General features: G+C 30.8%; 23 protein-coding genes and 2 tRNA genes. 14 read left to right on the top strand and 11 right to left on the bottom strand.

Going from position 1 to position 22,701, the window contains the following annotated elements; all coding sequences use genetic code 11:
* Nucleotides 1–712 precede the first annotated feature (712 nt).
* The 5 genes from thrS to Q0842_RS09485 all read left to right on the top strand — a co-directional run bounded on the left by thrS (nucleotide 713) and on the right by Q0842_RS09485 (nucleotide 4,942).
* Nucleotides 713–2,647 carry a threonine--tRNA ligase gene (gene thrS / locus Q0842_RS09505; protein WP_298497381.1) on the top strand — a complete coding sequence of 645 codons (1,935 nt, stop codon included), beginning with the start codon at nucleotides 713–715 and terminating at the stop codon, nucleotides 2,645–2,647.
* 42 nt (nucleotides 2,648–2,689) lie between these two features.
* Nucleotides 2,690–3,235 carry a translation initiation factor IF-3 gene (gene infC / locus Q0842_RS09500; protein ID WP_298497383.1) on the top strand — a complete coding sequence of 182 codons (546 nt, stop codon included), beginning with the start codon at nucleotides 2,690–2,692 and terminating at the stop codon, nucleotides 3,233–3,235.
* Between the two features lie 126 nt (nucleotides 3,236–3,361).
* Nucleotides 3,362–3,559 carry a 50S ribosomal protein L35 gene (rpmI, locus tag Q0842_RS09495; protein ID WP_067150881.1) on the top strand — a complete coding sequence of 66 codons (198 nt, stop codon included), beginning with the start codon at nucleotides 3,362–3,364 and terminating at the stop codon, nucleotides 3,557–3,559.
* A 100-nt stretch (nucleotides 3,560–3,659) separates the two neighbouring features.
* Nucleotides 3,660–4,004, top strand: a complete 345-nt coding sequence (rplT, locus tag Q0842_RS09490; RefSeq protein WP_298497370.1) for a 50S ribosomal protein L20 — start codon at nucleotides 3,660–3,662, stop codon at nucleotides 4,002–4,004.
* A 128-nt stretch (nucleotides 4,005–4,132) separates the two neighbouring features.
* On the top strand, nucleotides 4,133–4,942 hold the full coding sequence (locus tag Q0842_RS09485) for an HAD family hydrolase (protein ID WP_298497368.1): 810 nt from the start codon (nucleotides 4,133–4,135) through the stop codon (nucleotides 4,940–4,942).
* Here the strand turns inward: Q0842_RS09485 and Q0842_RS09480 are convergent.
* From Q0842_RS09480 to tgt, 8 genes are all read right to left on the bottom strand, one after another.
* Nucleotides 4,939–5,361: a secondary thiamine-phosphate synthase enzyme YjbQ gene (locus Q0842_RS09480; protein ID WP_298497365.1), complete on the bottom strand. Its 423-nt coding sequence runs from the start codon at nucleotides 5,359–5,361 to the stop codon at nucleotides 4,939–4,941. The genes Q0842_RS09485 and Q0842_RS09480 overlap by 4 nt on opposite strands.
* 15 nt (nucleotides 5,362–5,376) lie before the next feature.
* Nucleotides 5,377–5,655, bottom strand: a complete 279-nt coding sequence (locus Q0842_RS09475; protein ID WP_298497362.1) for an EF-hand domain-containing protein — start codon at nucleotides 5,653–5,655, stop codon at nucleotides 5,377–5,379.
* A 47-nt stretch (nucleotides 5,656–5,702) separates the two neighbouring features.
* On the bottom strand, nucleotides 5,703–6,959 hold the full coding sequence (locus tag Q0842_RS09470) for an asparagine synthetase B (RefSeq protein WP_298497360.1): 1,257 nt from the start codon (nucleotides 6,957–6,959) through the stop codon (nucleotides 5,703–5,705).
* A gap of 58 nt (nucleotides 6,960–7,017) precedes the next feature.
* Entirely contained in the window at nucleotides 7,018–8,559 is a 1,542-nt protein-coding gene (gene dnaB / locus Q0842_RS09465; RefSeq protein WP_298497356.1) for a replicative DNA helicase, read from the bottom strand.
* 167 nt (nucleotides 8,560–8,726) lie between these two features.
* Entirely contained in the window at nucleotides 8,727–9,680 is a 954-nt protein-coding gene (locus Q0842_RS09460; protein WP_298497354.1) for an acetyl-CoA carboxylase carboxyltransferase subunit alpha, read from the bottom strand.
* 71 nt (nucleotides 9,681–9,751) lie between these two features.
* The gene (locus Q0842_RS09455; RefSeq protein ID WP_298497350.1) at nucleotides 9,752–10,645 is read right to left on the bottom strand and encodes a DMT family transporter; all 894 of its coding nucleotides are present in this window, start codon (nucleotides 10,643–10,645) and stop codon (nucleotides 9,752–9,754) included.
* Entirely contained in the window at nucleotides 10,632–11,702 is a 1,071-nt protein-coding gene (locus tag Q0842_RS09450) for an LptF/LptG family permease (protein WP_298497348.1), read from the bottom strand. The genes Q0842_RS09455 and Q0842_RS09450 overlap by 14 nt, the downstream gene beginning before the upstream one ends.
* 8 nt (nucleotides 11,703–11,710) lie before the next feature.
* Nucleotides 11,711–12,841 carry a tRNA guanosine(34) transglycosylase Tgt gene (gene tgt, locus Q0842_RS09445; protein ID WP_298497345.1) on the bottom strand — a complete coding sequence of 377 codons (1,131 nt, stop codon included), beginning with the start codon at nucleotides 12,839–12,841 and terminating at the stop codon, nucleotides 11,711–11,713.
* A 125-nt stretch (nucleotides 12,842–12,966) separates the two neighbouring features.
* On the opposite strand from tgt, the gene Q0842_RS09440 reads away from it, so the two are divergent.
* Nucleotides 12,967–13,551 (top strand): outer membrane beta-barrel protein, encoded by a 585-nt coding sequence (locus tag Q0842_RS09440; RefSeq protein WP_298497344.1) that lies wholly within the window; start codon nucleotides 12,967–12,969, stop codon nucleotides 13,549–13,551.
* Between the two features lie 53 nt (nucleotides 13,552–13,604).
* Here Q0842_RS09440 and Q0842_RS09435 read toward each other — a convergent pair whose 3' ends face one another.
* Nucleotides 13,605–14,621 carry a hypothetical protein gene (locus tag Q0842_RS09435; protein ID WP_298497341.1) on the bottom strand — a complete coding sequence of 339 codons (1,017 nt, stop codon included), beginning with the start codon at nucleotides 14,619–14,621 and terminating at the stop codon, nucleotides 13,605–13,607.
* Between the two features lie 83 nt (nucleotides 14,622–14,704).
* Between Q0842_RS09435 and Q0842_RS09430 the strand changes: the two genes are divergently transcribed.
* Nucleotides 14,705–15,076, top strand: a complete 372-nt coding sequence (locus Q0842_RS09430) for an RNA-binding S4 domain-containing protein (protein WP_298497338.1) — start codon at nucleotides 14,705–14,707, stop codon at nucleotides 15,074–15,076.
* 30 nt (nucleotides 15,077–15,106) lie between these two features.
* Nucleotides 15,107–15,610, top strand: a complete 504-nt coding sequence (locus tag Q0842_RS09425) for a phosphoribosyltransferase domain-containing protein (RefSeq protein WP_298497336.1) — start codon at nucleotides 15,107–15,109, stop codon at nucleotides 15,608–15,610.
* Here the strand turns inward: Q0842_RS09425 and Q0842_RS09420 are convergent.
* Nucleotides 15,602–16,123 (bottom strand): shikimate kinase, encoded by a 522-nt coding sequence (locus tag Q0842_RS09420; protein ID WP_298497334.1) that lies wholly within the window; start codon nucleotides 16,121–16,123, stop codon nucleotides 15,602–15,604. The two genes, Q0842_RS09425 and Q0842_RS09420, sit on opposite strands and share 9 nt — an antisense overlap.
* Nucleotides 16,124–16,270: 147 nt before the next feature.
* On the opposite strand from Q0842_RS09420, the gene Q0842_RS09415 reads away from it, so the two are divergent.
* A tRNA-Lys gene (locus tag Q0842_RS09415) sits at nucleotides 16,271–16,343 on the top strand.
* 56 nt (nucleotides 16,344–16,399) lie between these two features.
* A tRNA-Leu gene (locus Q0842_RS09410) sits at nucleotides 16,400–16,485 on the top strand.
* Nucleotides 16,486–16,513: 28 nt separating this feature from the next.
* Here Q0842_RS09410 and Q0842_RS09405 read toward each other — a convergent pair.
* Nucleotides 16,514–18,769 (bottom strand): tetratricopeptide repeat protein, encoded by a 2,256-nt coding sequence (locus Q0842_RS09405; RefSeq protein WP_298497330.1) that lies wholly within the window; start codon nucleotides 18,767–18,769, stop codon nucleotides 16,514–16,516.
* Nucleotides 18,770–18,977: 208 nt separating this feature from the next.
* Between Q0842_RS09405 and Q0842_RS09400 the strand changes: the two genes are divergently transcribed.
* The 4 genes from Q0842_RS09400 to Q0842_RS09385 are packed head-to-tail and all read left to right on the top strand — an operon-like array spanning nucleotide 18,978 to nucleotide 22,683.
* A complete protein-coding gene (locus tag Q0842_RS09400) occupies nucleotides 18,978–19,877 on the top strand; it encodes a MerR family transcriptional regulator (RefSeq protein ID WP_298497327.1) in 900 nt (299 codons plus the stop codon).
* Nucleotides 19,878–19,919: 42 nt separating this feature from the next.
* On the top strand, nucleotides 19,920–21,383 hold the full coding sequence (crtI, locus tag Q0842_RS09395) for an NAD(P)/FAD-dependent oxidoreductase (RefSeq protein WP_298497324.1): 1,464 nt from the start codon (nucleotides 19,920–19,922) through the stop codon (nucleotides 21,381–21,383).
* Nucleotide 21,384: 1 nt separating this feature from the next.
* Nucleotides 21,385–22,224: a phytoene/squalene synthase family protein gene (locus tag Q0842_RS09390; RefSeq protein WP_298497321.1), complete on the top strand. Its 840-nt coding sequence runs from the start codon at nucleotides 21,385–21,387 to the stop codon at nucleotides 22,222–22,224.
* 9 nt (nucleotides 22,225–22,233) lie between these two features.
* On the top strand, nucleotides 22,234–22,683 hold the full coding sequence (locus Q0842_RS09385; RefSeq protein WP_298497319.1) for a sterol desaturase family protein: 450 nt from the start codon (nucleotides 22,234–22,236) through the stop codon (nucleotides 22,681–22,683).
* Nucleotides 22,684–22,701: the final 18 nt, after the last annotated feature.

The raw sequence follows: 22,701 nt of genomic DNA, 5'->3' as shown, positions 1-22,701 counted from the left end.
TTTTTATCGGGGTGCAAACTTACTATCCTTTTTTAATTTGACAATGACTTTTTTTGCCTTTTTTTTAGTTTTTTTTTCGCGCTATTTTAAAAGGCTTATTTTCTGAACTTTACACTCGTTTTTTTTTGGTTGATGTTTAAAACACAACGCCTATATTCTTTTCTAATGCTAAAAAACCCAATTTAGAACTTATTACATTCTTATTATATAAACTTAAACATATATAATATGACATACTGATCCTGATACTATTTATAGATATAGTGGGTATACAAGATTGTAATCATTTGTGTTTGACATACAGCAGGTATACTCTAATATTATACTCTTAGTTATTACAAATTAATATTATTTATATGTAATAGACCTTATTATAAACATATTAGTGTTTATAATAAAAGCCTGCCTTTACCATTATTTTGTATTTGATAGATTTTAAGCATACGTTATATATAAAGTTTAAAACTCAACTTTTGCACTTAAACCTTGGTATATTAAATATAATTAGTTTAACCAGTTGATTGCGTTTATATCCGCGTTAGGGATAGTAATGGATAGCCCACAGCCCGACGTAGGAGGTGCGAGGACTTGGAATGGATAGCCCGACCCTTGGGGAACGCCCTTATTAAAAATTTATACCTATATATATATAGTGTTGGTTTGTTTATACTTTTGAACTCATTATCTTTGCACCCGAATTTCAATTTAATTTATGATACATATTACTTTACCTGATGGTAGTGTGAAAACGTTTAACGAAGGCGTTACACCAATGGATGTTGCAAAAAGCATTAGTGAGGGATTTGCTAGAAATGTTATTTCGGCGAGTTTTAATGGTACAACTGTAGAAACGGTTACGCCATTAACAACCGATGGCTCTTTGGTTTTATATACCTGGAGAGACGATGCTGGTAAAACTGCTTTTTGGCATAGTAGTGCCCATGTTTTGGCTCAAGCCATTGAGGAATTGTATGATGGCGCGAAACTTACCATTGGACCTGCTATAGAAAATGGGTTTTATTATGATGTAGATTTTGGTGAGCATACGGTATCTGAAAAGGATTTTAAGGCTATTGAAACTAAAATGTTAGAGATTGCGCGCGGAAAACATGATTTTAGTTTAAGATCGGTTTCGAAGGCGGATGCTTTATCCTTATATAAGGACAATGCTTTTAAAACTGAATTGATTGAGAATTTAGAGGATGGTACAATTACGTTTTGCGACCACTCTACCTTTACTGATTTATGTCGTGGTGGCCACATACCTAATACTGGTATTATAAAAGCGGTTAAAATATTGAGTGTTGCTGGTGCATATTGGCGTGGTGATGAGAACAAACCTCAATTAACTCGTGTTTACGGAATTTCTTTTCCGAAACAAAAGGAACTTACTGAGTATTTAACAATGCTTGAAGAAGCTAAAAAACGTGACCATAGAAAATTAGGTAAAGAGTTAGAACTTTTTACTTTTTCGCAAAAGGTTGGACAAGGTTTGCCTTTATGGTTACCTAAAGGTGCTGCTTTACGTGAGCGTTTAGAGAACTTCTTAAAAGCTGCGCAGAAAAAAGCAGGTTACGAAATGGTTGTTACGCCACATATTGGACAAAAAGAACTTTATGAAACTTCTGGACATTATGCTAAATATGGTGAAGATAGTTTTCAACCAATTACAACTCCTAAAGAAGGCGAAGAGTTTTTATTGAAACCTATGAACTGCCCACACCATTGTGAGATTTATAATAGTAGCCAATGGAGTTATAAAGATTTACCTAAGCGTTATGCTGAGTTTGGTACTGTATATAGATACGAGCAAAGTGGCGAATTACATGGTTTAACACGTGTACGTGGATTTACTCAAGATGATGCCCACTTATTTTGTATGCCAGAACAATTGGATAAGGAGTTTAAAGATGTTATTGATTTGGTACTTTATGTATTTGGATCGTTAGGGTTTGAAAACTTTACTGCACAGGTTTCTGTAAGGGATCCAAAAAATCCAGACAAATATATTGGTGATGTTGCAAACTGGGAAAAAGCAGAACAAGCTATTATAAATGCTGCAACCGATAAAGGTTTAGATTTTGTTATTGAAGAAGGTGAAGCTGCTTTTTATGGCCCTAAGTTAGATTTCATGGTTAAAGATGCTTTAGGAAGACGTTGGCAATTAGGAACAATACAGGTAGATTACAACTTACCAGAACGTTTTGATTTAACGTATAAAGGTAGTGATAACGAGTCGCACCGACCAATTATGATACACCGTGCTCCTTTTGGAAGTATGGAGCGTTTTGTAGCATTATTACTAGAACATACCGGAGGTAATTTCCCGCTTTGGTTAATGCCTACTCAAGCAATTATATTATCAATTAGTGAGAAATATGAAAAATACTCTGAAAAAGTTTTAAATTTGCTAGAAAATGACGAAATTCGCGCCCTTGTAGATCATAGAAATGAGACTATAGGTAAGAAGATTAGAGAAGCCGAAATGCAGAAACACCCGTATATGATTATTATAGGGGAGCAAGAAGAGCAAGAAGGCAAAATAACTGTAAGACAACACGGTGGGGAAGATTTAGGCATGATTAGTGTAGAAACCTTCTCTGAAATAATAAAAGAAGATATTAAGAAAACGCTAAAATCGTTTTAATAATAATAAAAAATAATAAGTTTAATTTAAAACCATAACGCCATAGCAATTAGAAGAAGACAGCAACCTAGAAGGGTTTCACAAGAGGATAAACATAAGATTAACTCTAAAATTACAGCACAAAAACTACGTCTTGTAGGAGACAATGTAGAAATTGGTATTTATACTAAAGGTGATGCTATGCGAATAGCTAACGAACAAGAGCTAGATTTAGTCGAGATTTCTCCTAATGCTGATCCACCTGTTTGTAAGGTTATGGATTATAAGAAGTTTCTTTATGAGCAAAAGAAACGTGATAAAGCTTTAAAGTCTAAGGCTACAAAAGTTATTATTAAAGAAATTCGTTTTGGTCCGAATACAGACGACCATGATTACGAGTTTAAAAAGAAACATGCTGAGAAGTTCTTAAAAGAAGGTGCAAAGCTAAAAGCTTTTGTTTTTTTTAAAGGACGTTCAATAATTTTTAAAGAAAAAGGGCAAATTTTATTATTAAAATTAGCTCAAGATCTTGAGGAGTATGGAAAGGTTGAACAAATGCCTCGATTAGAAGGTAAACGTATGACCATGTTTATTGCTCCTAAAAAGTAATGAAATTTAAATCTTACTATTGCATTAACGTAAGTTGATAGCCTATATTAAGAATAAAGATAGGATGCTGAAACACCAACAGCACTAAAATAATTAAGCGAAATAATTAAAAACTAGGAAAAGAAAATGCCTAAAATGAAAACAAAATCTAGTGCCAAAAAGCGTTTTAAGCTTACAGGTACTGGTAAGATTAAAAGAAAGCACGCTTTTAAGAGTCACATCTTAACAAAGAAGTCTAAAAAGCGTAAGCTTAAGTTAACTCATGATGGTTTAGTACATAAAGCAGATGAGGATAACATTAAAACAATGATGCGTTTAAAGTAACATTCGTTTTAATCGGTTAAAACAATTAATAAACCCTGGAGTTAGGCTCGTTAAAAAGTGTCATTTATTTGGCCGCCTACTACAAAAAACATTTAAAATTATGCCAAGATCAGTAAATTCTGTAGCTAAAAGAGCCAGAAGAAAAAAGGTGCTTAAACAAGCAAAAGGTTACTTTGGAAGACGTAAAAACGTTTGGACAGTAGCAAAAAATGCGGTTGATAAAGCGATGCAATATTCGTACAGAGACCGTAGAGCAAAAAAGAGAACATTCCGTGCATTATGGATTACGCGTATTAACGCAGGAGCCAGAGAACATGGTTTATCTTATTCTCAATTTATGGGAAAATTAAAAGCTAATGATATTGAATTAAACCGTAAGGTTTTAGCAGATTTAGCTATGAATAACCCAGAAGCTTTTAAAGCTGTAGTTGATAAAGTAAAATAAGGCGCTTAGCCTATTGTAAAACATATTATTCGCTTAATTTAAAAATCCGATTCGTAAGAGTCGGATTTTTTATTTGTTATTAACATCTATTTTAATAAAGTACACTAAGTTTGTAATTAAATATATTTATGGATTTATCTCAAATAAAACTTGTAGTAACGGATATGGATGGCACATTGCTTAATTCCAAACACGAAGTTAGTTCCTTATTTTTTGAACTATTTAAAGAGTTAAAAAAGCATAATATTTTATTTGTAGCTGCAAGTGGGAGACCTTATTATAGTATTATTGAGAAACTAAATACCATAAAAGATGATATTATAATTGTTGCTGAAAATGGTGGCATTGTTATTAATAAAGAGAAACTTCTACTATCGACTCCTATAGAAACCACTAACTTAATTGAGATAGTTAATTTGATAGATAGTAATACCCATATACACCCGGTTTTTTGCACACCTTCAAAAGCATATTTTAATAAAAAATCTATGGCTAATGGATTACTACATACTTTAGAAGAGTATTATCCTAAAAATTCCATCATTAAAAACATAAACGAAATAGAAGAGGATATTATAAAAATAGCGTTATACCACTCTGAAGATTCTGAAAAGCATATTTATCCATTATTTAAACCTTTTGAATCCCAATATAAAATAAAAGTATCTGGGAAAAACTGGGTTGATATCTCGGATGATTTAGCAAATAAAGGTCATGCTATAAATATGTTACAGGAAAATTACAATATTTCGCAGGATGAAACTTTAATATTTGGCGATTATAATAATGATATTGAAATGCTAAAACTAGCGACTTATAGCTTCGCCATGGCCAATGCTCATGATAATGTGTTAGCCATAGCCAACCATAAAACAAAAAGTAACGATAATTTTGGAGTAGAATTTATTTTAGATAAACTTATAAAAGCTAAACTTTAAGTTCCGTAAACTGTAATTACAAGATTTCTTGACCCTCCGTAATCTCGATGTTCGCATAAATAAACACCTTGCCAAATACCTAAATTTGGTGCTCCGTTTGTAATTGGTATATGTACTGATGTGCTTAGTAATGAAGCTTTAATATGTGCAGGCATATCATCGGGGCCTTCATACGTATGTTTATAATAAGGTGCGTTTTCTGGTACCATTTTATTAAAATGGCTTTCAAAATCTAACCGTACTGTATAATCTGCATTTTCGTTAATAGTTAAACTAGCCGATGTATGTTTAATAAACACCTGCATCTGCCCTATTTTTATTTGATTAATTTCAGGAATAGCATGTAAAATGTCGTCTGTAATTAAATGAAAACCTCTATTAAATGGTTTTAGTTTTAACTCTTTTTGGAACCACTTCATATTTACAACAAAGAATTAATCAATATCTTTTGCCATTTCTGCTACTGCTTTTTTAAATTCTTTCCAGTTTATTTCACCATCTCCATCATCATCATAACCATTAATAAGTGTTGAGCCCACCAAACCACGAATAAAACCACTAATTTCGGCTTCCTTTAATAGCTTTACAATTTCAGCTTTAGACAATTTACCATCTCCATTTTTATCAAAGAAGTTAAAAGCATCCTCTGGCGTATCAAAATGCTTTGTTAAAACGATTTGTATTTTTTTTATGATTGCTTTTTTAGATGCCATATTGTATAATTGTTTGTTTAAAAAAAGTTTTACTTAAGATACAAAAATTAAGTTTTTTGTTTCTTCTTTTTGGCCGCAGGAAATAAAACATTGTTTAATATAAGTCTGTAACCTGGTGAAGTTGGATGCAAATCTAGTTCTGTTTTTGCATCTCCTACTCTATGCTGGTAATCTTCTGGATCGTGCCCGCCATAAAATGTAAAAAACCCTTTTCCTTTTATTCCGTGAATATATTTGGCTTCACCATTTATTTTGGTTTCACCCAATACCAATACATTTGATTTTATTTCATCTCTTGTAAATGATGTTGTTTGCCCCATAAAACCTTTTACTAATGCTGTATGGTTTTGACATAACATAGTTGGAATTGGATCCCATTTAGCAGAAAATTCCATAAGAGAAAAATAATCTGTTGTTTTGGGGATTTTTCGCTTTCTAGTCATATCAATAGATGAAAACTCATAAATCTTAGGGTTTCTTTCTAATATATAATTTGAAAACGCAAAGGTTTTACTATAATCAATTTTGTTCTGGTACCCAGCATCACTTCCATCACCATCAAACATTGGTTCGCAAATATCAATCCCTTCTGCAGAAAGTGCAATATCGAAACTATCTGTAGCACTACACATAGCAAACATAAAGCCTCCTCCAATTACGTAATCTCTAATTTTTAAAGCAACTGCTAATTTTTCTTCTGAAACTTTTTCGTAACCTAATTTTTGAGCTAGGTTTTCTGCCTCTTTTTTCTCTTCAATATACCAAGAAGATGCTCTATATTGGGCATAAAATTTACCATATTGACCTGTAAAATCTTCATGATGAAGGTGTAACCAATCAAAAAGTAATAAACCATCGTTTAAAACTTCCTCATCATATACTGTTTCATAAGGAATTTCGGCATATTGTAATACCATAGTTACTGCATCGTCCCATGGTTGTTTTCCATTTGGTGTATATACAGCAATTTTAGGAGCTTTTTCTAACACAACTGCTTCCATATTTTGACTAGGACTTGCTATATCTTCTAAAATTGTTTCTGCTTTGGCATTAGAAATTACTTCAAAAGAAACACCTCTAATTTGACATTCTCGTTGAATAGCTTCGGTGTCTGGCAATAAAAAGGAACCTCCTTTATAATTAAGTAACCATTTTACTTTTAACTCTTTATTGAGGGTCCAATAAGTAATACCATAAGCTTTTAAATGGTTTTTTTGACTCTCTACATCCATAGGAATTAATATGTAAGAAGCATAAGTATGCGTAGAGAGTAATAGTAATAATATGAATAGGGCTTTCTTCATAGGTTGAAAGATACTCAAAATATAAACCGTAATGAACATTTTATAATAAAACAGAAAATTAAAATGGCACTTCGTTATCATCATCCTCATTAAACGAACTTCCAAAAGCTTGATCTGGACTTGCTTTAAAGTTATCCGTTGTAAAAGTATCATCATTTGCTGCTGCATTCATTTTAGAATGAAACTCGAAAGGTGAATCAAAATCATCTAAATTATCAAACTTACCTAGATGTCCGATAAACTTTAAACGAATATTTTCTAAACCACCATTACGGTGTTTTGCGACAATAAATTCTGCCTGACCTTCGGTTGGAGAACGTTCTTCATCATCCCATTCATCAATCTTATAATATTCAGGTCTAAATATAAAGCTTACAATATCTGCATCTTGCTCAATTGCTCCAGATTCACGTAAATCTGATAATAATGGCCGTTTACTTCCTCCACGTGTTTCAACAGCACGAGATAACTGAGATAAAGCAATTACAGGAACCATAAGTTCTTTTGCTAAAGCTTTTAGGTTTCTAGAAATCATAGATATTTCTTGCTCACGATTTCCGCCATGATTGCTTCCACCAGTCATTAACTGTAAGTAATCAATCATGATTAACTTAATACCATGTTGTGATGATAAACGACGTGCTTTTGCTCTTAAATCGAATATTGAAAGTGATGGTGTATCATCAATAAATAATGGTGCTTTTTCTAAGCCTTTAACCTTAACATTTAGTTGTTCCCATTCATGTTTTTCAAGTTTGCCTGTTCTTAATTTTTCAGAAGACAGACCTGTTTCACTAGAAATTAAACGGGTTATTAATTGAACAGAAGCCATCTCTAAAGAGAAAAAAGCAACTGGTATATTTTGATCTACAGCTATATTTCTGGCCATAGATAAAGTTAAAGCCGTTTTACCCATACCTGGTCGAGCAGCTATAATAATTAAATCTGATGGTTGCCAACCAGAAGTTAATTTATCTAATTTATTGAAACCTGTTGGAATTCCACTAAGCCCTTCTTTATTAGAAATTTCTTCAATTTTCTTTTTTGCTTGAATTACTAAATCTTGAGCTGTTTCACTAGATTTTTTAATATTACCTTGTGTTACTTCATACAATTTAGATTCAGCTTTATCTAATAAATCAAAAACATCTTTAGTTTCATCATAAGAATCTTCAATAATTTCACTAGATATTTTAATTAAACTACGCTGAATAAATTTTTGTAATATAATACGTGCATGAAACTCAATATGTGCTGAAGATGATACCTTTTGTGTTAATGAGATTAAGTAAAAATCTCCACCGGATAATTCAAGTTTTGAATTTTTCTTTAATTGAGAAGAAACGGTTAATAAATCAACAGGTTCGCTATTTTCAAAGAGTTGAAATATGGCTTCAAAGATATGTTGGTGTGCTTCTTTATAGAAAGCATCTGCACTTAAAATGTCAATTACTTCATCAACACCTTTTTTATCAATCATCATCGCCCCAAGCACAACCTCTTCTAAATCAAGCGCTTGAGGTGGTATTTTACCTTTTTCCAGATTGATAATTGTACTTTTATCAACTTTAAAGCCTTGTAAATGGTTTGGTTGTTTCATAACTACAAAAGTAAATAAAAAGAAGGTTGTTTAGTGGATTTATAATTATTCTATATTCACTACTCGTTAACAATTCAACTGTTAATAAGTCAATAATATTGTCAATAACCATAAAAAAAACTGAAGTTGTAAACTTCAGTTTTTTTTAAGTTCTTGTTTTAAAAGGCTTAACCTTTATACACTCCCATATTTGCATATTTATCCATACGTTGGGATACTAATTCTTTTGGTGATAAGTTTTTAAGCTCTTCATAATTTTTTACAATGGCGTCACTAACTGACTTAAAAGTTTTTTGTCTATCTCTATGTGCTCCACCAAGTGGTTCTTTTATAATTCCATCAACTAACTTTAACTTTTTCATATCAGTTGCAGTTAATTTTAAGGCTTCAGCTGCTTGCTCTTTATATTCCCAGCTGCGCCAAAGAATTGATGAACAAGATTCTGGAGAAATAACAGAATACCATGTGTTTTCTAACATTAATACTCTATCTCCAACTCCTATCCCTAAAGCACCTCCAGATGCTCCTTCTCCAATTATAATAGTTATAACTGGTACTTTAAGGCGTGTCATTTCTAATATATTTCTTGCTATGGCTTCACCTTGTCCTCGCTCTTCTGCTTCTAAACCAGGGTATGCACCAGGAGTGTCTAAAAGTGTTACAACAGGAATGCCAAATTTCTCAGCAGATTTCATTAAACGTAAGGCTTTTCTATAGCCTTCTGGATTTGCCATTCCGAAGTTTCTGTACTGTCTAGTTTTTGTATTAAACCCTTTTTGTTGGCCAATAAACATAAAACTTTGATCGCCTATTTTACCTAAACCACCAATCATTGCCTTATCATCTTTAAAGCTTCTATCTCCATGTAATTCTAAAAACGAATCACCACAAATGGCTTTAATATGATCTAAAGTATATGGTCTTTCTGGATGGCGCGATAGTTGTACTCGCTGCCATGGTGTTATGTTTTTATATATTTCTTTTTGAGTAGCTGCTAACTTCTTTTCAATCTGCTTGCAGGTTTCAGAAACATCAACTTCACTTTCATCTCCAATAACTTTACACTTTTGTAATTGTTCTTCAAGTTCTTTTATTGGGAGTTCAAATTCTAAATATTCCATAAGAATTTCTGTTTAGGCTATTAAAATTAGTTAGTGTACAAATATAAAAACTTTAATTTTGTTTAGGGCTATCAAGCCTTTCTTTTTAATTTTTTACTGTTTTTTAATAAGGCGTTTAGTAATACTACAGTTATTATTATAAATGCGCCATAATAAAAAGAAGCACTCATTTTTTCTTTTTCTGGAAATAATATTAATGCCATTACAATACCATAAATAGGCTCTAAATTATATGTTAATACAACCGTATATGGGCTAATAGTTTTCATAATATATACTGATGCTATAAATGCATATGCAGTACAAACAGACGCTAGAATAAATAAAAACCAAAAATCTGATAGGCTTAAACTAAAAAAGTCTTTTGAAAAACCGTCGCCAAAACATAAAATATAAATAGTTATAAAAAAAACGCCACTTAAAAATTCATAAAATGAAATGACTGTTGCCGTATGCTTTTTTAAAAAACTTCCATTTAAAACTGCAAATAATGATGAAAAAAAAGCAGAAGAAATACCAAGTAGTATGCCTGTTAAATATTTAATTTCACTTTGAGTTATTATTACAACACCTAGAATTACAATAAGACCAAATAGCATTTCATACCAAATAATTTTACGTTTATATATTATAGGTTCTATTATCGATGCAAAAAATGCACCTGTTGAAAACATGGCTAAGGTTATAGATATATTAGATTCATCTATGGCTCCAAAAAAAGTTATCCAATGTAATGCTATAATAATACCAGCTATAGATAACCTTGTAATTGATTTTAAATTAATATTTAATTTAACCTTAGCTATTTTGATGTAAAGAAACATTAAAACACTAGCAATTACCATTCTATACCAAACAAGAGAAACTGCTTTAATGGTAATAAGCTCTCCTAAAATAGCAGTAAAACCAGCTATAAAAACTAAAAAGTGGAGATGAATAAAATTTTTTACTTTATCGTTTGGCATTGTATAACATGTAGGCGGCTAAAACACCAAAAATGATGTTAGGAAACCATACTGCAATAATGGGATTAAAATCTGACTGTTCTGCCATAACACCAAATATTTTATCGAAAAACACAAATATCATTGCGATACAAATACCTATGGCTAAGTTTACACCCATACCACCGCGACGCTTTTTTGAAGATACTGCTACAGCTATAATGGTTAATATGAATACTGAAACTGGCAAACTCCATTTTCTATAAAGTACCAATTTAAATCTTCCTACATTAGAGGATCCTCTTGCCTCTTCTTTATTTATAAATTCCTTTAACTCACCATACATTTTAGTTTCGGCTGCATAAATTACAGGAATTAAATCATCTACATCAAATGTAAGTAATGTGTCTTTTCTTCTTAAAATCTCTAATTTATCTTCATGCTCTCCAATATCTCTTTTCACATAATTAGTTAATCTGTAAATAGTATCTTTAGGAATATACCTAATATTATCAGCTGTAATTTTATATTTAAGTTTATTGTCTTCAAAATGCTCTAAAGTAAAGTTACGACCAACGTTGTTTGAAAAATTACTTACATAAATAATTTCTTGATCGTTAATTTGCCTAAAAACATTTGTGTTTTCTACAGCACTTCTTCCTTTTTTAAAATATTTATAGCTAAAATCGTTAAAACCTTCACTTGCTTTTGGAGCTAAAAATAAACCTAGAATTATTGCTAATATAGCAACTATAGTAGCACCTATTATATAAGGTCTTAAAAAACGAGTAAATGAAACCCCTGAACTTAAAAAGGCAATAACCTCGGTATTATTGGCTAATTTGGAAGTGAACCAAATTACAGATAAAAATAAAAATAACGGAAATAATAAATGAGCAAAGTAAATTGTGAAATCTAAAAAATAAACCAAGACCTCATTCATAGGCACTTCGTTTTCAAGAATTTTTCCAATTTTTTCAGCTAGGTGTACTGTTATTCCAATAGGAATAAAAAGTAGCAACATCATAAAAAATGTAAACAAATAACGCTTTAATATGTACCAATCTAATATCTTCATTAATATATCTACAAACGGTTATTCATTTGTTTTACCATTTTATCTTTCCAAGTTCTAAAATCTCCTGCTAATATATGTTTTCTAGCTTCGCGAACCAACCATAAATAAAAACCTAAATTATGAATGGTTGCTATTTGTTTACCTAATAACTCATTTACAGTAAATAAATGCCTTAAATATGCTTTCGTATATTCGGTATCTACAAAAGTAATTCCCATTTCATCAATAGGTGAAAAATCATCGGCCCATTTTAAATTTTTAATATTTATACTTCCATAAGCTGTAAAAAGCATACCGTTTCTTGCATTTCGTGTTGGCATCACACAATCAAACATATCTACACCTAACGCAATATTTTCTAAAATATTGATTGGTGTACCTACTCCCATTAAATATCTTGGTTTATCTTCTGGTAAAATTGCACAAACCACATCTGTCATAGCATACATTTCTTCTGCAGGCTCTCCTACAGAAAGTCCACCAATGGCATTACCAACAGCACCTGCATTTGCAATATACTCTGCAGATTGTTTACGTAAATCGGTATAGGTACTACCTTGTACTATTGGAAAAAATGCTTGATTATAATCGTATTTTAACGGCGTTTTTTCTAAATGATTAATACATCTATCCAACCAACGATGCGTCATGTGCATAGAGCGCTTTGCATAATTATAATCACACGGGTATGGTGTACATTCATCAAAAGCCATAATAATATCTGCGCCAATTGTACGCTGAATTTCCATAACATTTTCTGGGGTAAATGTATGGTAGCTTCCATCAATATGCGATTTAAACTTTACACCTTCTTCTTTAATTTTTCTGTTAGCCGATAAAGAATATACTTGATAACCTCCTGAATCGGTTAAAATATTTCTATCCCAATTCATGAATTTATGTAGTCCACCAGCTTTTTCAATAATATTTGTTTGTGGGCGTAAATACAAATGATAGGTGTTTCCTAAAATAATATCTGGATTAATATCATCTTTTAACTCACGCTGATGCACACCTTTTACTGTAGCCACAGTACCAACTGGCATAAAAATAGGTGTCTCAATCACACCATGATCTGTAGTTACTTTTCCTGCTCTTGCTTTACTTTGAGCATCTTTTGCTAATAATTCAAATTTCATCTTTCACCAGTATAAAGTGGCAAAGATAAATAACTGAAAAATGAAAATGATTGTTATGAAAAGAAAATAAATTACTTTTGGCAACGTTTTTGATACTGTTAATGAAATCTAAAAAAACGAACATTATGAGAAAATTATTTTTTATTTTAACGATTGCCATAGCTATTCCATCAGCTACTATGGCGCAAACTTTACAAGGTATTGGCGTAAAAGCAGGTTTAAACTATAATGCCAATGGTGATTATTTTGAATCGATTAATGATAACTATCAAAATCCGGACAGAAATGTTGGTTATCACATTGGTTTATTTGGTAAAATTGGAGACAATATTTATTTTAGACCAGAAGTTGTTTACACAAGCACAAAAAGTGATTACGATGATGATAGCTTTAAAATGCAAAAACTTGATGCACCTCTTTTAGTAGGGTTAAAAGTTTTAGGCCCTATTAGTGTATTTGGTGGCCCATCATTACAATACATTTTAGATTCAGAATTTGATGGCATTGCTATTAATGACGTTGAAAATGATTTTTCGGTAGGTTTAAACTTTGGTATTGGACTTAATTTCAACAAACTTGGTATTGATTTAAGATACGAGCGAGGCTTTAGTGATAATGAAGCTACTTTCTTAGGAAACAATGGTATTAATGTTGATAGACTGGATACAAGACCAGATCAATTAATTTTGAGTTTATCATTATTACTATAATAAATAAACTTTTTTTTAAAATAAAAACCCTCGCCATTGCGAGGGTTTTTATTTTATAAATTATTTGAGCCTTTATCGTCTGTATCTAAATAATTAGGAATTCCATCTCCGTCTGTATCATCATTTGTTGGGTCTCCATCTCCATCTTTATCATTTGTTGGGTCTCCATCTCCATCACTATCAAAAGTCAAATCTGTATCTTCTAAATCTTCATAAATTGTTAAAACACCATCACCATCATCATCAGTATCAATATAATCTGGAGTACCGTCTCCATCTGTATCATCATCAGTTTCATCAGTTAAATCATCAAAATTTACATTAAAGTCTTGATCATTATTTAAATCTTCTAAGTGGGATGGTACACCATCATTGTCATGATCATTTTCAATAGTTTGTAATAAATCAAACTTAAAAATTAAAGGCGAATACCATAAAGAAGAATTACTAGTATTTGTTGAGCTAGGGAAATAAGCCAATCCAGAAGGAATAAACATAACACCTGCTCCATGATTTAAAAAATTAATCGTTCCATCTCCATTTTCAATAAAATCAGCCATTTCTTTAAACTGTGGCATTACTTCAACCCAACCAAAAACAGTTGACGTTAAGTCAATATCCGCTTCAACTCTACTATCAAAAATATCTCCATCTAATGTAGACCCTTCATATTTTACACGAACTGAATCAGAAAAATAAGGACTTTTATCTCCACCACCTTGGTTTAATCTTAATATGTAATAAACATAATCGGTCTCTTGATAAGTAATATCGTGTGTTTCTATGTTATCTTTTAATAAAGTATGACCTTCTGGTACAGCTTCTCCAGCTGCAAGTTCTGTTATTACTAAATCTGTAATTGTTGGGTCGCTATTATCTACAAAAACGCCAGAGTTGTAATAATGTGTTTCTAAATAACCAATTAAAGAATCATTATCAATTACTTGTTGTTCTGCTCTATTACGCAACTCTACAACTATAATATCTGCATCATTATCATCATCTTTCTTACAAGATGAAAAAACCAAAACAAAACTTAATATTAAAAAACCTATTTTTCTTAAACTCATTATTCCGTATTTTTGAGGCTGCAAGATACAATTTTAATGTATTCTTGCGCAACAACATTAACGTAGTTTTACAATAAAAATGTATGCGAGTAGATAAGTATTTATGGTGTATTAGATATTACAAAACAAGAACTCTTGCAACAACAGCTTGTAAAAAAGGGCACATTAAAGTAAATAACGATGTCGTTAAACCTAGTAGAGAGGTTTACCCACTAGATACTATTCAATTAAGAAAAGACCAAATAAACTATACGTTACAGGTTAATGATATTCCTGAAAGTAGAGTTGGTGCAAAATTAGTTGATATTTACAGAACAGATACCACCCCTAAAGAACAGTTTGAAGCGAAAGAACTTTTAAAATACTCTAAAGATTATTATAGAAAAAAAGGTACCGGTAGGCCTACTAAAAAAGATAGACGAGATATTGATGATTATACTGATGAAAATGAGTAATTTTATATTTTAATTTTACAATTATTATTTATGACAGTTAAGACTAATGTAATCCTTAATCATAATGAAATTAACCATAAAATAAGGCGAATAGCTTTTCAAATTTATGAAAGTAATGTTAATGAAAAAGAAGTTGTTTTAGCTGGTATAGATAAGAATGGCTATGTATTTGCTAAGAAATTAAAAACAGTACTTCAAAAAATATCAGATATAAACCCTGTACTTTGCAAGGTTAGTATAGATAAAAAAAATCCTTGGCAAGATGTAAAAACTTCAATACCTGAAGAAGATTACAAAAATAAATCTATTGTACTTGTTGATGATGTTTTAAACTCTGGCACCACACTAATTTATGGTGTTAAACATTTTTTAAACGTCCCTTTAAAACAATTTAAAACAGCAGTATTGGTAAATAGGAATCATAAAAAATATCCTGTTAAAGCAGATTTTAAAGGCATTTCATTATCTACATCGCTACATGAACATATAGATGTGGTTTTAGAAGGTAAAGTATTTAGTGCTGTTTTAGAATAATTCTAAAATTATATCTTCAACTACATCATCTTTTGTTTTATTATCAATAGAGACTTTTATTTCCGCTTGATTATAATAATGAGAACGCTCAAATAAGTGTTTTCCAATAAATTCTGTCATTTCTTCTATGGTTTCAATATGAGAAATTAAAGGTCGTTTTGCTTTTTTTAGTAATAATTTATTTGCCAATGTTGTTAATGTAGCCTTTAAATAGATACATTTAGCATTTTCTGCTTTTAAAATAACATCCATATTACCACTATAACATGGTGTTCCGCCTCCAACTGATAAAATCGTATTATTTTCAGAGTGTAATAAAGCTTTTAAATGAAATGCTTCTTGCTTTCTAAAATAGATTTCACCTTTGGTTTTAAATATCTCACTAACCGACATCTTTTCCTTTTCTTCTATAAAATCATCTAAATCTAGAAAATTATAATTCAATTTTTTCGCTAATTTCTTTCCAATTGACGTCTTTCCAGATGCCATATACCCAATTAAAATAATTATCATTTTCTCGTTATAAATTGATTATTAAAAACATACGTATTACGAGTGCAAAAAAACAAAAATTTATTTAAAAAAACCCTTGTATAATTAAAAATAGGTACTATATTTGCACCCGCTAACAGCAACTATGTTATGTTAGTTTGGAATAATGACCTGGTAGCTCAGTTGGTAGAGCATCTCCCTTTTAAGGAGAGGGTCCTGGGTTCGAGCCCCAGCCCGGTCACAAAAAAAGTTAAGCTTTATTGCTTAACTTTTTTTATTTTTACTCACTTCATTAATGCGCACGTGGCGGAATTGGTAGACGCGCTGGCTTGAGGGGCCAGTATCCGTTTTAGGATGTGGAAGTTCGAATCTTCTCGTGCGCACTTCTTTTTTACAACAATTACATACTGCTTAAGGTAACTGATTATAAAAATTTACATATTGAGAATTGTTTGGATATAATTCAACCAATCTTGATGCAACATTCTTTGCTTTATCTATATGATTGTTTTTTTGATAGATATAAGCCAACACATATAATAAACTATCGTTTTGTGGCGCTATTTTCAAGCCTTTTAATACTGCTTTTTCTGCTTTATCAAAATTATTGAGTTTATCATATAACAAACTTAAATTATAATAAAACCTAACATTATCAGGCATATATTTAATTGCAAGCTCTAATTGGGTTATAGCTTCTTTAGTTCTATTTTGCTCACCCAATAATAATGCATAAGAATAATATGTTTGTGCAAACTCTGGCTCTTGATTTATAATTGTTTTAAACGCATTTTCTGCTTTTTCAAAATCACCGTTATTATAATATAAATTTGCCAGGTTACTTCTAACTATATTATTAATTTGGTCAATTTCCAAAGCACTTTCTAAAGATTTAATAGCATTAATTAAATCTCCCTTTTTTAAATAATAGTTACCTTTTTTTGCTCTTCCTCCAGAAAAATCAGATATAACATTTAAATGAGTCTTATATTCTTCACTTACTTTTTTATAAGCTTCTTTGTAAGCTTCAGGAATTTGAATTTCATCTAAAGAAGCCATAGCATGAAATGCTTTAACTCTCACAGAACGCTTCTTGTCTTTTAATAGAGGTATAAAATATGTTACATAGTCTGTTGTTGATAATTCACCAAGCACATCAACCGTAGCACCTCTAACTAATGGAGAATCGTCTTGTAAAAAGTTTAGCATATTAGATATAGCTTCTTCATTTAAATACATACTCATCCCCCTAACGGCAGATGCTCTTGCAATTTCTGGGTATATTGTATCCTTAGCTAAAGTTAAAAGACTACTATAACCATTATCCATACCTGTTAAACCTGGTGCTAAAAGTTCAGAAAAATGTTTGTAATCTGGCTCTCCGTAATTCTTTTTAAAATGTTCCCATGCCCATTCATTATCTTTATCTGTATGACATCGAATACAAGCATTTGGTGTATTATATTTAATACTTAAATCGGGTCTAGGTATTCTAAAACTATGGTCTCGTCGGTAATCATTTCCCATATAAGTTTTACCATCCATATGGCAATTAATACATTGAGCGCCTTCTGAGTTTTCAGAATGAAAATGGTGTTCTGGAGTATTATAAGTACTAGGTACGTGACATTGAGTACATAAATTATTGCCTTCAAACTTCAATTTTAGCGAATGTGGGTCATGGCAATTAGTACAAGTAACATTATTACTATACATTTTACTTTGTACAAACGAACCGTATACATAATCCTCGTCTAAAATTTGTCCATCTGGGTAATAAGTATTGTTAACTATTAACTGTGGCGAGTAATGATCTAGCATTGTGCCTTCAAAATTAAAATGCCCAGAAATTTGTTCTCTACGCATGTGGCATCTAGCACATTGGTCTACTAACTCTTTTGCTGTTGTATTACTTGTCATCCATAATTCGTTTGACGATTTATAATCTTCACCTAGCTTTTTTGCTTGCTCCACATGATTTTTACCAGCACCATGGCATGCTTCGCAATTCACATTAATTATGGCATATTTAGTATTGTAACTATGTGTTTCTTGATTATAATTTTTTCTAACATTAGTTGAATGGCAGTCCGAACACATGTTATTCCAGTTTAAACCACCTCTAGACCAATGTAACCATTCTGAATGTACCACCTTAAAATCTGGATATAAATCAAACCATGTATTCTTTTCTGTATCCCAAGCAGTCCTAAGACATTGGTAATGACCATCAGGAAATTTAACTATATATTGTTGTAATGGTGTAATTCCAAATGTATACTCTATTTTATAGTCTTCATAAGTTCCGTCTGGACCTTCAGTATTAACAAAAAAAGCATTATCGTTTTTATAAAAGTGAGAAGTAACACCTTGGCTTGTAAATTTTATGTTGTTAAAATCGGCCAAAATTGTTGAATCGTTTGCTATTTGCATGGCTTTATCATGATGCGACCCTTTCCAATTATCAACCTCTTCTTTATGGCACTCTGCACATACTTTATCTCCTAAAAAATGATTGTCGGGTATTAATTTAGAAGATACAAATACACTATCATCATCTAATTTAACATACTTAGTTTTAGTTGTACAGGCTGAAAAACAGACTATTAAAAGAAAATATTTAAAATAACTTAGCTTTAGTTTAAAAATAAAAAAATCATCAACCATAATGGAACTTACAAACTTAATTAATTGTTACAAGACCTATCAAAAGTAGGCTATACTAGTGATTTTACAAAGAATGAAAGTACTTAAATATAAACGTTAAAACAATTGTTTTTTACTCTTAAATTCAAAACAAAATTTATAAATAGATATATTTTTTATGAATTCTAAATTTATATTATTACTTTTGTTTAAGAAAATTTAAATATTAATGAACAATATTAAAGTAAACTTTAGTATCAAAGACTTAGAAAATCTTACAGGTATTAAAGCACATACAATCCGTATTTGGGAAAAACGCTATAATTTACTTAGCCCTGATAGATCTGATACTAATATTAGAAATTATAGTTTAACTAGTTTCCAAAAACTATTAAATATTTCTTACTTAAACAATAATGGACTTAAAATATCCAAAATTGCCGATCTTGATGAAGACCAAATCCCTATTAAGGTAAGAGAGATTGCATCTAGAGCAAAAGTTGAAGACCATGCTATTAATGCTCTTAAAATGGCAATGATAAATTTTGACCAAGTTTTATTTTACAGCACCTACAATAATCTATTAGAGAACAAATCTTTTAGTGAAATATTTTATTCTGTATTCTTACCATTACTTAATGAAATAGGATTGCTTTGGCAAACAAATACCATTACTCCTGCACACGAACATTTTTTGTCTGTGCATATGAAACAAAAAATTCTATTAAATACCGAACGTTTACAACTTTTAGAGCCAAAACCTGTTTCAAAAACATTTGTCCTTTTTCTCCCTGAAAACGAAATACATGATATTGGGCTTCTTTTTATTAATTACCAATTAAGAAGTAAAGGCTATCACACTATATTTTTAGGAGAAAGTGTACCTATGGAAAGCTTAACAGATTTACTTGACTTTTTTGAAGAAATCACTTTTGTATCCTACTTTACTGTTTACCCAGAATCAAAAGACATACCCGAATACATTAATAAATTTGAAGAACTACTTCTTGAAAAAGACAACACTAAACTTTTTCTTTTAGGTAAAAGATTAAGCGATTTTAATCAAGATGGCTTATCTGAAAAAATTTCCATATTTAATTCCATTGAAAATTTAGTTAAAGATTTATAAAAACTACTTTTTTGTTTAATTTTTTGCTAAATTTGTTAAACAATGAAAAAAACAATAGCCATAATTGGATCAGGGTTCTCAGCATTATCAGCAAGTTGTTATTTAAGACAATATGGTTATGATGTAACTATTTACGAAAAAAACAGTACTGTTGGAGGCCGCGCAAGGCAACTAAAAAAAGAAGGTTTCACTTTTGATATTGGTCCGAGTTGGTATTGGATGCCAGATATTTTTCAGAAATTTTTTAATGACTTCAACAAAAAAACATCAGACTACTATAGTTTAGACAAATTAAGCCCAGCCTACAAAATATTCTTCAAAGACGAAGTTATTACTATAGGTGATACACTAGACAAGATATGTTCTGAATTTGAAAGAATAGAGGAAGGAAGTGCTAAACCGCTTCGAAAATTTATAAAAAAAGCTGCAACAAATTATGACATAGCCATAAATAAAGTAGTTTTAAAACCTGGCCTTTCACCATTTGAATTAATAACTCCTGAAACAGCCACGAGAGTAGATCAGTTTTTTAAAACAATTAGCGGAGATGTTAGAAAGATGTTTAATAACCCAAAATTGATATCAACCCTAGAATTTCCTGTACTTTTTCTTGGTGCAAAACCTAGCAAAACACCATCTTTCTATAGTTTTATGAATTATGCAGATTTTGGTTTAGGTACTTGGCACCCTAAAGGTGGTATGTATGAAGTTATAAAAGCCATGAAAAGTCTTGCCGAAAGCCTTGGCGTTAAAATTTATACAAACAGCCCTGTTGAAAAAATTAATGTTAAAAATAAAATTGTAAATTCAATACTAGTTAACGGAAAAGAAAAAGAATTTGATATTGTTTTAAGTGGTGCAGATTATCACCATTCTGAAACATTGTTAAACCAAGAATACCGTCAATACTCAGAATCATATTGGTCCAAAAAAACATTTGCACCTTCTTCTCTCCTATTTTATGTAGGTTTCGATAAGAAATTAAAAAACATTAACCATCATAATTTATTTTTTGATACAAGTTTTGAAACCCATGCTGAAGAGATTTATGATAATCCTAAATGGCCTAAAGACCCTTTATTTTATGCCAATTTCCCTTCGGTAACAGATGCATCAATGGCTCCTAAAGACTCAGAAACTGGTTTCTTTCTAATTCCAATTGCCCCAGGTATAGACGATACTGAAGCTATTAGATCTCAATATTTTGACATTATTATATCTCGTTTTGAAAAATTAACAGACCAAGATGTAAGAAATAATATTATATTTAAAGAATCCTTTTGTGTAAAAGACTTCATAAAAGAATATAATTCTTATAAAGGTAACGCTTATGGTATGGCTAACACGCTATCTCAAACAGCCTTTTTAAGACCAAAATTGAAAAGTAAAAAAGTAAAAAATTTATATTTTACCGGACAATTAACTGTTCCTGGACCAGGTGTACCACCAGCATTAATCTCAGGTAAATTAGTAGCAGAATTAATAACCAAACACCACAGCAATTAGTATGAAATCACTATTTGATAACGTTTCTTACAACAGCAGTAAGCTTGTAACTAAAACATATAGTACATCATTTTCGTTAGCTACTAAAATGCTATATAAATCTATACGTGGTGATATTTACAATATTTACGGATTTGTTAGATTTGCTGATGAAATTGTTGATTCTTTTCACGATTACGATAAAGAATCTTTATTTAATAGGTTTTCAGACGATTTAGAATTAGCATTAGAAAATAAAATTAGTCTTAATCCTATTTTAAATTCGTTTCAACATACATTTCACAAATACAGTATAGACAAATCTTTGGTTGATGCTTTTATGAATAGCATGCGATTAGATTTACACAAAACAAATTATTTAACACAAGATGAATTTAAAGACTACATTTATGGATCTGCAGATGTAGTTGGGTTAATGTGTTTAAAGGTTTTTGTGAATGGTAATGATAAAAAATATGAGGAACTTAAAGAGACAGCTATGTCATTAGGTTCTGCATTTCAGAAAGTAAACTTTTTAAGAGATTTAAAAGCAGATTTTGAAGGTCTTGACAGAACCTATTTTCCAAATACAGATTTAAAAAATCTTAACGAATCATCAAAACAAAATATTATTGATGATATAGAAGCAGATTTTGAGAAAGGACTAAGTGGCATAAAAAAATTACCAATTGAAGCTAAGTTTGGTGTTTTTATGGCCTATAGATATTACAGTCAACTTCTTAAAAAACTTAAGAAAACGCCTGCATTAAAAATAAAAGATTCAAGAATTCGAGTTTCAAATCCTAAAAAAATAGAACTTTTAATGCGTAGTTATGTAAAATATCAATTAAATTTATTGTAAATTTTAGTCATGCAAACATTATACTGGATACTTATATTTTTAGGAACATATTTATTTATGGAATTTATGGCATGGTTTACTCATAAATACATAATGCATGGTATGTTATGGAGTTTACATAAAGACCACCACCACAAAGATCATGACAGTTGGTTTGAGCGTAACGATGCTTTTTTTATATTTTATGCCGTTGTTAGTATTGGTTTCTTTTTACTCTGGAAACACACTACCTTTTGGGCAGGATTACCTATAGGTTTAGGTATTTTTGCATACGGTCTATCTTACTTTATAGTACATGATATATTTATTCACCAGCGTTTTAAACTTTTTAGAAATGCAAATAATTGGTATGCTAAAGGGGTAAGACGAGCACACAAAATTCATCATAAGCACTTAGGAAAAGAAGATGGTGAATGCTTCGGGATGCTATTTGTACCCTTTAAATATTTCAAGAAATAAATTGTATTTCATTTTTCT

It is taken from the genome of uncultured Algibacter sp. (assembly GCF_947495675.1).
In the GTDB taxonomy this organism is placed as follows: domain Bacteria; phylum Bacteroidota; class Bacteroidia; order Flavobacteriales; family Flavobacteriaceae; genus Algibacter_B.
This window is presented reverse-complemented; position numbering and strand designations above follow the sequence as displayed.

Coding starts and splice junctions, on each gene's coding strand:
- thrS (WP_298497381.1), top strand. CDS start 713: ATGATACATATTACTTTACCTGATGGTAGTGTGAAAACGTTTAACGAA.
- rpmI (WP_067150881.1), top strand. CDS start 3,362: ATGCCTAAAATGAAAACAAAATCTAGTGCCAAAAAGCGTTTTAAGCTT.
- rplT (WP_298497370.1), top strand. CDS start 3,660: ATGCCAAGATCAGTAAATTCTGTAGCTAAAAGAGCCAGAAGAAAAAAG.
- Q0842_RS09485 (WP_298497368.1), top strand. CDS start 4,133: ATGGATTTATCTCAAATAAAACTTGTAGTAACGGATATGGATGGCACA.
- Q0842_RS09480 (WP_298497365.1), bottom strand. CDS start 5,361: ATGAAGTGGTTCCAAAAAGAGTTAAAACTAAAACCATTTAATAGAGGT.
- Q0842_RS09475 (WP_298497362.1), bottom strand. CDS start 5,655: ATGGCATCTAAAAAAGCAATCATAAAAAAAATACAAATCGTTTTAACA.
- Q0842_RS09470 (WP_298497360.1), bottom strand. CDS start 6,959: ATGAAGAAAGCCCTATTCATATTATTACTATTACTCTCTACGCATACT.
- dnaB (WP_298497356.1), bottom strand. CDS start 8,559: ATGAAACAACCAAACCATTTACAAGGCTTTAAAGTTGATAAAAGTACA.
- Q0842_RS09460 (WP_298497354.1), bottom strand. CDS start 9,680: ATGGAATATTTAGAATTTGAACTCCCAATAAAAGAACTTGAAGAACAA.
- Q0842_RS09455 (WP_298497350.1), bottom strand. CDS start 10,645: ATGCCAAACGATAAAGTAAAAAATTTTATTCATCTCCACTTTTTAGTT.
- Q0842_RS09450 (WP_298497348.1), bottom strand. CDS start 11,702: ATGAAGATATTAGATTGGTACATATTAAAGCGTTATTTGTTTACATTT.
- tgt (WP_298497345.1), bottom strand. CDS start 12,841: ATGAAATTTGAATTATTAGCAAAAGATGCTCAAAGTAAAGCAAGAGCA.
- Q0842_RS09440 (WP_298497344.1), top strand. CDS start 12,967: ATGAGAAAATTATTTTTTATTTTAACGATTGCCATAGCTATTCCATCA.
- Q0842_RS09435 (WP_298497341.1), bottom strand. CDS start 14,621: ATGAGTTTAAGAAAAATAGGTTTTTTAATATTAAGTTTTGTTTTGGTT.
- Q0842_RS09430 (WP_298497338.1), top strand. CDS start 14,705: ATGCGAGTAGATAAGTATTTATGGTGTATTAGATATTACAAAACAAGA.
- Q0842_RS09425 (WP_298497336.1), top strand. CDS start 15,107: ATGACAGTTAAGACTAATGTAATCCTTAATCATAATGAAATTAACCAT.
- Q0842_RS09420 (WP_298497334.1), bottom strand. CDS start 16,123: ATGATAATTATTTTAATTGGGTATATGGCATCTGGAAAGACGTCAATT.
- Q0842_RS09405 (WP_298497330.1), bottom strand. CDS start 18,769: ATGGTTGATGATTTTTTTATTTTTAAACTAAAGCTAAGTTATTTTAAA.
- Q0842_RS09400 (WP_298497327.1), top strand. CDS start 18,978: ATGAACAATATTAAAGTAAACTTTAGTATCAAAGACTTAGAAAATCTT.
- crtI (WP_298497324.1), top strand. CDS start 19,920: ATGAAAAAAACAATAGCCATAATTGGATCAGGGTTCTCAGCATTATCA.
- Q0842_RS09390 (WP_298497321.1), top strand. CDS start 21,385: ATGAAATCACTATTTGATAACGTTTCTTACAACAGCAGTAAGCTTGTA.
- Q0842_RS09385 (WP_298497319.1), top strand. CDS start 22,234: ATGCAAACATTATACTGGATACTTATATTTTTAGGAACATATTTATTT.